We start from the raw sequence: 12,416 nt of genomic DNA on the forward strand, positions 1-12,416 counted from the left end.
CCGCCGTAAAGTGGTGCGGTGCTCGAAACCGCCCGATTCGCAGAGTTGTCGGCGCAGGGCGTGCTCGAGGTCCGGCACGACGCGGAGTGCCTCGACGAACCGGGATTCTGGGTTGTCGTCATCCCGTTCGCCGGTACGCCGACGTTCGTGCGGATGGAGCGCATTGCGCCCACGACCCTGACGCTCCTTCCGACCGCTGACGGTGAGATCGCGCCGTCAACGGTCGCAAAGACCGTCAGCGTCGAGGAGCCGGGCTGGGAAAGCTCGCTCGACGAGGTCGCCTACCAGGCCGGCGTGGTAGCAATCAGAGACCGCATCGCCGCCGGTGAGGTGTACCAGGTCAATCTCTGCCGCGTGCTGTCCCGTCCGATCGGTGACGACGCCTCGCTCGACCGGTTGGCCGACCTGCTCAGTCGGCACCATCGCACCCGCTTCTCCGCACGGATCAGCCTGCCGAGCGCCGGCCTGGACATCGCGTGCGCGTCGCCGGAGCTCTACCTGGAGCGTGCCGGCGACGTCATACGCTCCGGGCCGATCAAGGGCACGGCGACGTCCCTGGACGCGATGTTGCCGAAGGACTTCACCGAGAACGTGATGATCACCGATCTGGTGCGCAACGACCTGTCGACAGTGTGTCTGCCCGGCACCGTGACGGTGCTGCAACTGTGTCACCCGGAGCACTACCCGGGCAGCGTGCACCTGGTGTCGAACGTTGCCGGTCGACTTCGGCCCGGCACGACCTGGCCGCGGATCCTCGAGATCGGCTTCCCGCCCGGATCGGTGTCCGGTGCGCCGAAATCGACTGCGCTGCAGGCCATTCGGGATCTCGAACCAATCCCACGCGGGCCCTATTGCGGTGCCATCGGGTATGTCGACAACGCCTCGCGCACGGCGCGGCTCGCGGTCGGCATACGCACGTTCTGGGCTGATGGCGGGGCGGGGCGGCGGCGGTTGCACCTCGGCACGGGCGCGGGCATTACCTGGGCCTCCGACCCGCAGGGGGAGTGGGCCGAGACCCAACTGAAGGCCGGGCGACTGTTGCGGCTCGCCGAGCAGGCCATCGATGCACGGGCGGTCGAAATGCGAGGATGAGGTTTCCTGCGGAGTGTGAGTGTGGAGGGTGAGATGGACGTCCGAGTGTGGGTCGACGGAGAGCGCGTCGACGCCAAGCCGAGTGTGAGCGCGCTCGATCATGGGGTCACGGTCGGCGACGGCGTGTTCGAGACCTGCAAGGTCGTGGACGGTCAAGTGTTCGCGCTGGGTCGGCACCATGACCGGCTCGACCGCTCGTTGCACGGGCTGGGCCTCCCGTCCGCCGATCGTGACCGGCTTGCCGAGGGGATCGACGCCGTGCTTGCCGAACCGCTCGATTTCGGCCGGCTGCGCTACACCGTCACCGGCGGCATCGGGCCGCTCGGCTCGGATCGCAACGACGTCCCGATGACATATGTCGTCTCGGCGATGCCCGTCCCTCGCGCCGCCGCGACGACCAAGATCGTCGTCGTTCCGTGGACCCGCAACGAGCGCAGCGCAGTTGCCGGGCTGAAGACCACGTCGTACGCCGAGAACGTCGTCGCGCTGGCGAAGGCGAAGTCGGAGGGCGGCACCGAGGCGATTTTCGGCAACAACCGCGACGAGCTGTGCGAGGGCACCGGCTCAAACATCTTCGTCGTCGTAGACGGCGAAATCCTCACGCCCCCACTGGAGTCCGGTGCTCTGGCCGGCATCACCCGGGCGCTTGTGCTCGAGTGGTCCGCCGATGCCGGGCTGCCGATCCGGGAGGAGACGCTGCCGCTCTCGGTGCTCGATACCGCCGACGAGGTCTTCATCACCTCGTCCACCCGCGACATCCAGGCGGTGCACGCCGTGGGCGATCGAACTCTCGACGCACCCGGTCCGTTGACGGTCAAGGCAGCGGCGGCCTTCGCGAAGGCGTCCGCCGAGGGACGCGACTGACGCGTAGAGACCGGAGAGGCTTTCGAGGCAGTGCCAGACCATACCGAGGAGCGCGAAAAAGACACGGTCGAGGACCGTTTCGCGTGGCGGGCCCGCATCCGGGCCAACCCCACCACGCACCTGATCTACCGCGTCGGCGTCGGCGTGCTCGGTCTGATCATCGTGGTGGTCGGCATCGTCCTGCTTCCGTTGCCCGGCCCGGGCTGGGTCATCATCTTCGTCGGCATTGGCGTGTGGGCGACCGAATTCGACTGGGCCCGTTCGCTGTTGCGCTTCGCCAAGGAGAAGGTGCAGCTGTGGACCCAGTGGATGGGACGGCAGAACTGGTTGGTCCGCGGGCTGGTCGGGCTCGGCATCGCGCTGCTCGTCGCGGCCTGTTTCTGGTTGGTTTTCCTGGTCAGCGGTGTCCCCGGCTTCTTCCCGCAGCAGGTGAAGGACCTGCTCGCCTACCTGCCCGGACTCGATTAGGTGCCCATCCCTGCGGTCGGCTAAGGTTGGCTCCCGCAGCACGGATGTGTAGCTCAGTTGGTTAGAGCGTTCGCTTCACACGCGAGAGGCCAGGGGTTCGAGTCCCTTCACATCCACCGGACTACGAAGGCCGCACCGTTTCGGTGCGGCCTTCGTCATACCCCGGCAACGATTCGGTCACGGTGCCGGAGCAATGCGCCGACCTCTACCAGAGGATCGATAGCGTCGCAAAGCGGTGTCCCGGGGGGGTGGTGGTGCCGCCAACCTGAAGCGAAGGGGTGGGGTAGTTGCGGTTCGGGAGTCTGGCGCGGCGTTCGCGGCGGACGCAGAACATCGTGGTCGGCTTCGTGGTGATGCTGTTGGTCACCAGTTGCGCGGTGACCCCATTGCTCGTGCGGTCGCTCGAGCGGGCGATGGTGACTGCACGGGTCTCGGCCTTGCCACCCGCCGGCCGGCAGATCCAGTTGAGCAGCGGGCTCCTGCCCGCAGCTGGGCGCCCGACACCGCAGCAACTGCAGGACGCGCTTCCCGCCGCTTTGCAACGCCTTGGTCCGGCCCCGGTGCAGGAGGAACGCGTCGAAACCAGCGCCAGGAACGGCACCAACGTGATCCTCTCGGCGATGGTCGGATCGTGCCAGCATCTGCGACTCACCCAGGGCCGTTGCCCCAGCAAAGCTGGCGAGGTGATCCTGTCGCCGGAGGCGGCCCGATACCTCAACACTCGGGTCGGTGCCCGGGTCGCGGCACCAGGTCCGAACGGCGCCGACGTCACGCTGGTCGGCCTCTTCCAGCAGCCGGACACCGGCGGTTACTGGGCGGGGCAGAACGTGCACTCGGTGCAGCGGATCTCCGGGCGAGACGGTGTGCCGGTGCCGACGGTGTATGCGTTCACCGCGGGTGCGACCTTCCCGCGAGACGTGAACTCGCCGGCCACCTCCGAGAGTCGGCTCGCGGTCATGCTCGACCCGAGCAAGATGACCCCGACGTCGCTGCGACAGGCGGTCACCGGCATCGCCCAGCTCAACGCGTTGGCGGGCAGTGGGAAGCTGAACGCCACCGTGTTCGAGCCGATCACCCAGGTCAACTCGCAGGTGCATCACGACCTGGACCAGGTCGGCGTGATCGTCCCGCTGATGATGGTGCAGTTGCTGATCCTGTTGGCGATCATGCTGTGGTTGGTGCTGCGGTCGTATGTCGACCGGCGTCGTCCTGAGCTGGCGCTGGCCCGGATTCGCGGCCAGCAGGTGGACGGCGCGCGCCGGGGCGTCATCGCAGAGCTCGCGCTGCCGGTGATTGTCGGTGCGGTAGCCGGCGTGGTGCTGGCGTATGCCGCGGACTGGCTGGTGCGCGCGCTGTGGCTGCCGTCGGGCACGCCCGGCGGCTGGTCGGGCTGGGCGTTCGCGGCGGCCGGCGCCGGACTGCTCCTCGTCGCGGTCGAGGTATTGCTGTCGCTCCGTCCGGCGCTGCGGTCTCCGGTCACCGAGCTGATGCGCGCGGTTCCCGCGCGGGTCTCCGGGCTGCGGTTGCGCCCGTTCGAGCTGGTCGCTGCACTGCTGGCACTGGTGCTCGCGGTCCTGGTCGCGACAAAAAGCCTCAGCGGGGTGGTCGCGCTACTGTCCCCGTTGTTCGTGGCGATCGTCTTCGCGGTCGTCATCGCCGCAGTGCTGCCGGTGCTGGCGAGTCGGTGGATCAATCGCAGTCTGCGTCGCGGCGGCACCCGCAGCGCGCTTACCGCGGCTCAACTCGGGCGTCGGCCCGCGACCCGACTCGTGCTGGTCGCGTTGGTGGTGGCCTGCGCCATGACTGTCTTCACCGCCGACGTCGTGGCTCGGTCCTCGGCCAACCACGGTGACCGGGCGGCGGTCGAGACCGGTGCGGTCTCGCGGATCGATGCAAACAGCACGTCGATCCTGCCGCCAACCGCCTCCGTGCTGAAGGCGGTGAGCGAGGTCGACCCTTCGCACCGCACCTTCACCCCGGTCGTCGAGGTGCGCTCCCCGTCGCCGGACGGGCCGCTCACGATGGGCGTCATTCCGGACGACATGGCGCGCATTGCCGCCACTGGCGGGCAAGACCCGGTGCCCTGGGACAAGCTGAAATCTCAGGCCGGCGCGGCCGCGCCGGCGATCGTCGCCGGGTGGTCGACACCGAGCAACAGCAACGAATTCACCGCTCCGAGTCTCGGATTTACCGACGGCACCTATCGCACGGTCGCCACCGTGCCGTTCCTGCCTGAGGCACAGCAACATGGCTTCGTCACCGACCTCACTCGACTCATGCAGGGTGGCGACCGGACCGACAACGTGACCACTTCGGTGCTGGCGACCACCGATGACCCGGCGCAGCTTGGCCGAATGACCCAGGCACTCAAGGCGGTCGGTTACGACCAGATCGACGTGCGGACCGCGGCCCAACAGCGGCGCATCTACGACCAGTCCGCGTCGGGGTGGGGTTTGCAGCTCGGGCTCTTCGTGGCGCTCATTTCGACGCTGATCGGGGTGCTCGCTCTGGTCGCGGTTCTCGCCGCTTCGTCGCGCGAGCGGCGGGCCGACCTGCGCGCCCTGCGTGAGGCGGGCGTGCCGCAGAAGACCCTGCGTGGTGCGACGATCCTGGAGCAGGTGGTGCTCACCGTGAGCGGCGTCGCACTCGGTGCGATTGCAGGGATCATCGGCACGCACATCGCCGGGCCGCTGATCCCGTGGTTCGCTGAGCCGCCCGACTTCCCGGTGACCCAGACCAGTGTCGACTGGGCGGTGTCGGTCGGTGTCGTGGTCGCGTTGCTCGTGGCACTCGGGCTGGCCGGACTGATTGCCGGTCTGTTGGTGTCCCGCCGTGAGGGAGCAGCCGGCGCATGACCATGTATGACGAGGCATCCCTTGCCGCAGGCGTGGCAGCCGAGCGCGGGCTCCCGGTCCGGGTCACCGGTCTGGTGCACATCTACCGGGCCGACGGTCACGATGTCGCAGCGCTGTCCGGTGTCGACCTCACCGTGCCGTCCGGCGGCATGCTCGCGCTGCTCGGGCCATCCGGTGCCGGCAAGTCCACCCTGTTGTCGATCCTGGCGGGGCTGGTCCGTCCGAGCGCCGGGCACGTCTTCGTCGGTGCGGACGACCTGACTCGCCTGAGCGACGGCGAGGTCGACGCGTTGCGCGGCCAGCAAGTGGGACTCGTAATGCAGGGTGCATCACGAAACCTGTTGCCGTTCTTGAATGTTCGCCAGAACGTCGAGTATGCCCAACTCGCCGCACGAAGGTCCGGTCGGACCGATCTGCCGGACCCGACGGAGGTGCTCGAGCTGGTCGGTGTCGACGCAGACGACATGCAGCGACCGGTGGACCGGGTCAGTGCAGCGACCCGCCAATTGGTGGCGCTCGCCGCGGCAATCGCACCGGCACCAGGGCTGGTGCTCGCCGACGAGCCGACCAGTGCCCTGCCCTCCCATGACACCGAGCTCGTGGTCGACGCACTGCACCGGGTCAACGACAACCTCGGGACGACGGTCGTCGTCGTGACGCACGACGAGGCGCTCGCGTCGCGGATGGGGCGCACCCTCACGATTCGCGACGGTCGCGTCGGCTCGGAGGGGCGCGGCGGGGTCGAGCTCGCCGTCATCGGTCCGGACGGCTCGTTGCCGTTGCCTCCGCACGTGCTGGAGCAACTGCCGCCCGGCACTCTCGTGCGGGTCGACCCGGTCGACGAGGCCGACCCGGCGGCCGGGTGGACCGTGGTTCTGTGGCAGGAAGGGGACTAAGGCTGATGCTGCGGTTTGAGAATGTCGGCTTCACCTCGGCCGACGGGGAACGCGTGCTGGACGGCTTCGGGCTCGCGCTCGACCAAGGGCAGCTGGCCGTGGTGACCGGCGAGTCCGGTAGTGGCAAGACGCTGCTGATCCAGCTGGCCGCCGGCCGGGTCAAACCGGACACCGGACGCGTCGTGCTCGATGACGAACCGGTCGACTCAACCACGCGAGGTCGCGAAACCCCGGTGATCACACAGGGATTCGGACTCGCGGCGTCGATGACCGCCCGGGAGAACGTCATCGTGCCCGCGCTCGCCCATGGCCTCTCAGGTGGCGACGCTGAGGCGGCCGCGACCGCCCAGCTCGAGGCCGTCGGGCTCGGCGATCTGACCGACCATCTGATCGACGAACTGTCCGGCGGGCAGCAGCAGCGGGTGGCGATAGCCCGCGCCCTCGCAGTGCCCGGCCGCCTCGTGCTCGCCGACGAACCGACCAGCGCGCTCGACAAGGTCAACCGCACCCGGATGATCGACCTATTGCGTGCACGGGCGCGCGGCGGCGACATCGTGCTGATGACCAGCAACGACGCCGAGCTCGGTGAGATCGCCGACCAGCACGTCGATCTCAGCGCACTCGCCGACCAGCGGAAGGCTCACAGCTTCGGCGGCGTGGTGTAGATCGCTGCCATCCAGATGTCGACGAGCACGTCGAGCACCGCGTCGCGGGGGAGCGACGGCTCGGCGCCGGTGAGTGTGCCGTAGATCGCCCGCTCGTTCATCGCGTTGAGCGCGATCGCGATCTCGCGGGCCGGCCGCCCCGCTGGGGCAGCTCCGCGCGCCCGCTCCGCCTCGATGCCGGCGGTGGTGTTGTCGACCCAGAGAGTGGCCGCACGATCCCAGCCCTCACGCACCCGGTCGTTGCGGAACCTGGCGTCCGCGCACGCCAGCGCGACACCGCGTTGCGCGGTGAAGGTGTCGAGGTAGACCCCGAGCACATCCTGCCAGCCTTGCCGGACCGCATCCTCCGACGGCTCCAGCCCGGCAATGGCTTCTTCGCTGCGCTGCACCAGCCGATCCAGCAGCGCGAGCAGCACGTCGTCCTTGGACCCGAAGTAGAAGTAGAACGTCGGGCGCGAGATGCCGGCGCCGCTTGCCAGGTCATCGATCGAGATATCGGTGAACGGCACTGACTCCAGGAGTTTTTCGGTGGTTGCGAGGATCGCCGCCTCGCGCTCGTCGCCGCTCATCCGTGGAGAGCGCCGACCGCGCGCCGCCGTGGCCGGGGTGCCGGAGGACCGTTTCGCCATACGTTGAACATAGCAGTTATCGACACACTGTTGACTGACTCAACACAGTGTCGATAGCGTGATGGTATGACGAACCCGGAGCACTTCGACGTTGTGATCGTCGGTGCCGGCTTGTCCGGCATCGGCGCCGCGAGCACGCTGCGGCGCGACCACCCCGACAAGTCCCTGCTGATCCTGGAGCGCCGCGAGCGGATGGGTGGCACGTGGGACCTGTTCCGTTATCCCGGGGTGCGATCCGACTCCGACATGTACACCCTCGGTTACCGCTTCCGGCCGTGGACCGACACCAAGTCACTCGCCGACGGCCCCTCCATTCGGCAGTACATCGTCGACACTGCGCGTGAGTACGGCGTCGACCAGCTGATCCGCTACGAGCAGCAACTGCTCTCGGCCGACTGGTCCTCGGGTGATCAGCAATGGACGCTGCGGCTGCGGACGCCGGACGGCGAACAGACCGTCACCTGCGGCCTGCTCTACATGTGCACCGGTTACTACAACTACGACGAGGGCTACACCCCGCAGTTCGCGGGCCGCGATGACTTCGGTGGCCGCATCGTGCACCCGCAGCATTGGCCGGAGGACCTCGACGTCAGCGGCAAGAAGGTCGTGGTCATCGGCAGCGGAGCCACCGCGGTCACGCTGGTGCCGCAACTGACCAAGGACGCCGAGCTGGTCACCATGCTGCAGCGGTCGCCGACGTATGTCGCGGCGGTCCCATCGGTCGACTCGATTGGCGACCGGCTGCAGCGGCGCAATGTTCCCACGCGCATCGCCTACCCGATCCTGCGCTGGAAGAACGTTGCCCGCGGCGTCGGCATCTACGAGTTCAGCCGGCGCCAGCCGCAGCGGATGCGAGCGCTGCTCGACCAGGGAGTCGCTCGCTTCTTCAAGAACAGCGAGTTCGACTACCGCACGCACTTCCGGCCCAGTTATGACCCGTGGGACCAGCGGTTGTGCGCGGTGCCCGGTGGCGACCTCTTCAAGGCGATCAAGCGCGGCAAGGCCGATGTCGTCACCGACCACATCGACCGCTTCGACGAGACCGGCATCGTGCTGAAGTCCGGGAAGCACCTGCCCGCAGACGTGATCGTCACCGCGACCGGGCTCAACCTGCAGCTGCTCGGCGGCGCCGGCCTCAGCGTTGACGGCAAGGAGGTCGAGGCGCCGATGCACTACGTCTACAAGGGAATGGCACTCAGCGGCGTCCCGAACTTCGTGATGACGATCGGCTACACGAACGCCTCGTGGACACTGAAGGCCGACCTGGTCGCGGAGTATGTGAGCCGGCTGCTTCGCCACCTCGACAAGCACGGCTACGCCGCGTTCGTCCCGCAGGTGCCGGCCGACGCCGCGGGCTGGAAGTCCGAGCCGCTGATCGACCTGCAGTCCGGTTACGTCACCCGCAGCGTGCACCTGTTGCCGCTGCAGGGTGAAGGATGGCCGTGGAAGCTGCGGCAGAACTACCCCTATGACCTGATGAAGCTGCGCCACGGTTCGCTGACCGACGGCGTGCGTTTCCTCACCCGCTCTACTGCGAAAACGTCTGAACGAGAGTTGGTTTCGGCATGAAGTCGTTGAAGGACAAGGTCGTCGTCATCACCGGTGCCGGGTCCGGCATCGGTCGGGCACTCGCGCTGCAAGCAGCCCGCGAGGGTGCGCGCCTCGCGATCAGCGACGTCGACGGCGAAGGGCTGGCCGAAACCGCCCGCCTCGCCGAGGCCGCCGGCGCGAAGGAGGTGCTGACCGACAAGGTCGACGTCGCCGACCGGGCGGCAATGGCCGGCTACGCCAAGCAGGTCGCCGAGCACTTCGGCACCGTCAACGTGGTGGTCAACAACGCCGGTGTCTCGCTGACCGGCACCTTCGACAAGCTGCCCTACGAAGACCTCGACTGGATCATGGGCATCAACTTCTGGGGCGTGGTGCACGGCAGCAAGGAGTTCCTGCCACATCTGGTCGCGTCCGGGGACGGCCACCTGATCAACATCTCCAGCCTCTTCGGTTTGCTGAGTATGCCGGGGCAATCGGCATACAACGCAGCGAAATACGCCGTGCGCGGCTTCAGCGAGTCGCTGCGCGAGGAGCTGCTGATCGCCAAGGCGCCGGTGGGTGTCACGGTCGTGCACCCCGGCGGCATCAAGACCGCGATTGCGCGCAACGCGCGGTATGCGGAGGGTGAGGACGGCGAGCGCACCGCGCGGATGTTCGACAAGAAGCTCGCCCGGACCACCCCTGAGAAGGCGGCCGAGGTCATCTTCGACGGGATGCGTGCGGGCAAGGCCCGCGTGCTGGTCGGCGGCGACGCGCACCTGCTGCACACGGTGGCGAAGGTGCTCGGTGCGCGCTACCAGGATCTGGTCGCCAAGCAGTACAAGAAGCTGGGCTCGCGCTAGATCGTCAGCCGCGCCCGAGCTGCTGTCGGGCGCGGCGGTAGAACGCGTAGGTCGCCTCCATCGCATCGGCGAAGGTCACCGACGGAGCGAGGCCCCGGGTCGAGGTCTTGAGGTGGTCCAACCGCTCCCGGTCGACCAGCACCTTGGCGAGGGTGTCGACCATGTCGTGCTGGTCGGTGACCAGCAAACCTTCGACGTCGCTGCGGATGAAGTCGGCCAGCCCGGTGTGCCGATAGCCGAGCACCGGGACACCGGCGCTGCGTGCCTCCAGGGCGGCGATCCCGAACGCCTCCTTACGGGAGGGCGCGATGAACAGATCTGATTCGTGGAGAAGGTTGCGGATCTGTTCGGGCGTGCGGTGCCCGAGCAGCGTGATCCAGTCGCCCAGGTCGAGCTCGTCGATCTGCTTCTGCAACTCGTCCCGCCTGGGGCCGGCGCCGACGATCGACACCGAAACCGGTGTGCCCGCAGCGACTTTCGCCTTGACTCGCGACATGATCTCGATGAACTCGTCGATCTGCTTGCGCTTCTTCAGCCGCCCGACGAGCACGATCCGGAAGTCCGGCACACCAGTCTGGTGCTGCGGTGCCTCGAGCGGCTTCCACCACTCGGTGTCGACCAGGTTGGGCACCACCGAGACGGTTCGCTCGCGCGGGTAGGTGCGTTTGATGTGCCCGGCGATCATGCTGCTCACACCGGAGTAGACCGGTCGCAGATGAGCGGGTCCGAAGAACACCCAGGTGACGAAGCGGTGCGCGACGGCGACCTTCCACCACACCGAGTGCACGGTGACTGCCACGGGTATGCCGCGCCGGTGCGCGGCCCGCGCGACATACACAGCGATGGGGGAGGCGACGGTGAAGTGCGCGTGCACCACGTCGACCGGCTCGCGGTCGAGCACCTTGGCGACCATCCGTGCGTTGAGGAACGGCAGCCCGATGGTGAGCCAGCGCACCCGGAGCCCGCGGTGCACGTCGAGCCCGTCGACGTCACCGTTGGGCGGTTTGTTGACCGCGGTGATCACCGAGACGTCGTGCCCGTCGGCGCGCTGGGCCTTGGCGAGCATCTCGACCTGGCGCTCGATGCCCCCGACATCCGGGGGGAAGGAGTCGGCGACGTGGACGATCCTCATACTGCGACTGCCGCGGCGTCGCGCGGGTGCAGCCGCACCGGCAGCGACTCCACGCCGTAGACGATCGACAGATCACGAAACTGCAGGCTCTCGGCGGGCACCGCGAGCTGCAGCTGCGGGAAGCGGTCGACCAGGCCGAGGAACGCCGCCCGCAGCTCCATGCGGGCGAGTTCGGCGCCGACGCAGCGGTGGAAGCCGTGCCCGAAGCCGAGGTGCGACGGCCGGTCAAGGGACGGGTCGACGGAGTCGGTGTGTGCGCCGAGGGCAGGGTCCCGGTTGGCTCCGGACAAGGAGACGATCACCACGTCTCCCTTGGCGATCTTCTTGCCGTAGAGCTCCAGGTCTGCCTTGGCGAAACGGGGGAACGAGATCTGCACCACCGACAGGTAACGCAGCAGCTCGGCCACCACGTCGTCGACCCGGTCGGCCTGGCCGGCGAGCGCGTAGTTCGCCGGATCGCGCAGCAGGGCCAGCGTGCCCAGCGACAGCATGCTCGCCGATGTCTCGTAGCCGCCGGTGAAGACGCCGTCGGCGAGGCCGCCGAGCTCCTCGTCGCTGACCTCGTCGCCGAGGTCGCGGATGATCTGGCCGATCAGGCCGTCGCCGGGTTCGGCGCGCTGGCGTCGTACGGCTTCCTCCAGGAACTTGCGCGACTCGGACATCGCGCCGAACACCCCGGCGCCGCCCTCGGCGATGTCGAAGCGGGCGTGCCCGAGTGCGCGGAACCGCTCGCGATCCTCCACCGGCAGCCCGAGCAGTTCACAGATCACCAGGAACGGGATCGGGAAGGCGAACTCCTGCACCAGGTCGACGACTTCGCCCGCTTCCTCCATCGCGTCCAGGCGCTCCTGCACGATGCGGTCGATGACCGGCCGCAGGTGCTGCAGTCGCCGCAGGGTGAACTCAGGGGTGAGGATCTTGCGCAGCCGGGTGTGCTCCGGCGGGTCGGTGAAACCGAGGCCACCGATCGTGACATCGGTGCCCATGCCGAGCATCGGGCGGATGTCGGTGCTGTAGCTGGTGGTGTCGGCAAGCACCGACTTGGCCTCGTCATACCCGCTCACCACCCAGACGTTGATGCCGAGCACCCGGCGCATCCGGTGGACCGGCTCCTTGGCGCGCATGTCGGCCAGCGCCGGCAGCGGGTCAAGGCCGTCACGGCGCAACGGCATGGTGAGCTTCTTGGGAAGCACGCCGAGGCCGGAGATGCCTGACGAGCGTCCGGCGGCGGTCGACAACAGCCGCTGACCGACCCATCGACGGATCGTGGCGGTGGCGTTCATGGGTGGCTCTCCTGGCTCAACGAGGCGGCGCAGTCTGCGGGGTCGAAGGCTCGTGAGATGGTCGGCGGCGGCATCCAACACCACCGGTATGACGTTCGCGGCCCCGATCCGACGAACACGGTTCACCCTTAAAGGTAAC

Annotated in this window: 11 protein-coding genes and 1 tRNA gene; 9 read left to right on the forward strand and 3 right to left on the reverse strand. The window is 68.1% G+C overall.

The annotated features are described in order from the left end of the window. Positions 1-18: 18 nt before the first annotated feature. The 7 genes from N2M23_RS13930 to N2M23_RS13960 all read left to right on the forward strand — a co-directional run bounded on the left by N2M23_RS13930 (position 19) and on the right by N2M23_RS13960 (position 6,840). Positions 19-1,092 (forward strand): chorismate-binding protein, encoded by a 1,074-nt coding sequence (locus tag N2M23_RS13930; RefSeq protein ID WP_265446256.1) that lies wholly within the window; start codon positions 19-21, stop codon positions 1,090-1,092. Between the two features lie 33 nt (positions 1,093-1,125). Then, positions 1,126-1,956, forward strand: coding sequence for an aminotransferase class IV (locus N2M23_RS13935; protein WP_265446257.1), 831 nt, complete (start codon positions 1,126-1,128; stop codon positions 1,954-1,956). Between the two features lie 30 nt (positions 1,957-1,986). After that, a complete protein-coding gene (locus N2M23_RS13940; RefSeq protein ID WP_265446258.1) occupies positions 1,987-2,424 on the forward strand; it encodes a TIGR02611 family protein in 438 nt (145 codons plus the stop codon). A gap of 42 nt (positions 2,425-2,466) precedes the next feature. Next, positions 2,467-2,540, forward strand: a tRNA-Val gene (locus N2M23_RS13945). 171 nt (positions 2,541-2,711) lie between these two features. Then, positions 2,712-5,279: an FtsX-like permease family protein gene (locus tag N2M23_RS13950; RefSeq protein ID WP_265446260.1), complete on the forward strand. Its 2,568-nt coding sequence runs from the start codon at positions 2,712-2,714 to the stop codon at positions 5,277-5,279. After that, complete coding sequence (locus N2M23_RS13955; protein WP_265446261.1) at positions 5,276-6,175, forward strand: ABC transporter ATP-binding protein; 900 nt, start codon at positions 5,276-5,278, stop codon at positions 6,173-6,175. The genes N2M23_RS13950 and N2M23_RS13955 overlap by 4 nt, the downstream gene beginning before the upstream one ends. Positions 6,176-6,180: 5 nt before the next feature. Further along, positions 6,181-6,840 (forward strand): ABC transporter ATP-binding protein, encoded by a 660-nt coding sequence (locus N2M23_RS13960; protein WP_265446262.1) that lies wholly within the window; start codon positions 6,181-6,183, stop codon positions 6,838-6,840. On the opposite strand, the gene N2M23_RS13965 is transcribed toward N2M23_RS13960, so the two are convergent. After that, the gene (locus N2M23_RS13965) at positions 6,816-7,469 is read right to left on the reverse strand and encodes a TetR/AcrR family transcriptional regulator (protein ID WP_265446264.1); all 654 of its coding nucleotides are present in this window, start codon (positions 7,467-7,469) and stop codon (positions 6,816-6,818) included. The genes N2M23_RS13960 and N2M23_RS13965 overlap by 25 nt on opposite strands. Before the next feature lie 66 nt (positions 7,470-7,535). Between N2M23_RS13965 and N2M23_RS13970 the strand changes: the two genes are divergently transcribed. Both N2M23_RS13970 and N2M23_RS13975 read left to right on the forward strand, forming a co-directional pair. Then, positions 7,536-9,038, forward strand: a complete 1,503-nt coding sequence (locus N2M23_RS13970) for a flavin-containing monooxygenase (protein WP_265446265.1) — start codon at positions 7,536-7,538, stop codon at positions 9,036-9,038. After that, positions 9,035-9,862 carry an SDR family NAD(P)-dependent oxidoreductase gene (locus tag N2M23_RS13975; RefSeq protein ID WP_265446267.1) on the forward strand — a complete coding sequence of 276 codons (828 nt, stop codon included), beginning with the start codon at positions 9,035-9,037 and terminating at the stop codon, positions 9,860-9,862. Before N2M23_RS13970 ends, N2M23_RS13975 begins: the two co-directional genes overlap by 4 nt. Positions 9,863-9,866: 4 nt before the next feature. Here the strand turns inward: N2M23_RS13975 and N2M23_RS13980 are convergent, their stop codons facing one another. Continuing rightward, positions 9,867-10,994, reverse strand: coding sequence for a glycosyltransferase family 4 protein (locus tag N2M23_RS13980; protein WP_265446268.1), 1,128 nt, complete (start codon positions 10,992-10,994; stop codon positions 9,867-9,869). Next, positions 10,991-12,277 (reverse strand): cytochrome P450, encoded by a 1,287-nt coding sequence (locus N2M23_RS13985; protein WP_265446269.1) that lies wholly within the window; start codon positions 12,275-12,277, stop codon positions 10,991-10,993. Before N2M23_RS13985 ends, N2M23_RS13980 begins: the two co-directional genes overlap by 4 nt. Positions 12,278-12,416 lie beyond the last annotated feature (139 nt).

The sequence above is a fragment of the Flexivirga meconopsidis genome (genome assembly GCF_026162425.1).
In the GTDB taxonomy this organism is placed as follows: Bacteria; Actinomycetota; Actinomycetes; order Actinomycetales; family Dermatophilaceae; genus Flexivirga; species Flexivirga meconopsidis.

What these genes read in the sequence shown, in the direction of transcription:
- N2M23_RS13935 (WP_265446257.1), top strand. Translation starts at nt 1,126, where the DNA reads ATGGACGTCCGAGTGTGGGTCGACGGAGAGCGCGTCGACGCCAAGCCG.
- N2M23_RS13955 (WP_265446261.1), top strand. Translation starts at nt 5,276, where the DNA reads ATGACCATGTATGACGAGGCATCCCTTGCCGCAGGCGTGGCAGCCGAG.
- N2M23_RS13960 (WP_265446262.1), top strand. Translation starts at nt 6,181, where the DNA reads ATGCTGCGGTTTGAGAATGTCGGCTTCACCTCGGCCGACGGGGAACGC.
- N2M23_RS13965 (WP_265446264.1), bottom strand. Translation starts at nt 7,469, where the DNA reads ATGGCGAAACGGTCCTCCGGCACCCCGGCCACGGCGGCGCGCGGTCGG.
- N2M23_RS13970 (WP_265446265.1), top strand. Translation starts at nt 7,536, where the DNA reads ATGACGAACCCGGAGCACTTCGACGTTGTGATCGTCGGTGCCGGCTTG.
- N2M23_RS13975 (WP_265446267.1), top strand. Translation starts at nt 9,035, where the DNA reads ATGAAGTCGTTGAAGGACAAGGTCGTCGTCATCACCGGTGCCGGGTCC.
- N2M23_RS13980 (WP_265446268.1), bottom strand. Translation starts at nt 10,994, where the DNA reads ATGAGGATCGTCCACGTCGCCGACTCCTTCCCCCCGGATGTCGGGGGC.
- N2M23_RS13985 (WP_265446269.1), bottom strand. Translation starts at nt 12,277, where the DNA reads ATGAACGCCACCGCCACGATCCGTCGATGGGTCGGTCAGCGGCTGTTG.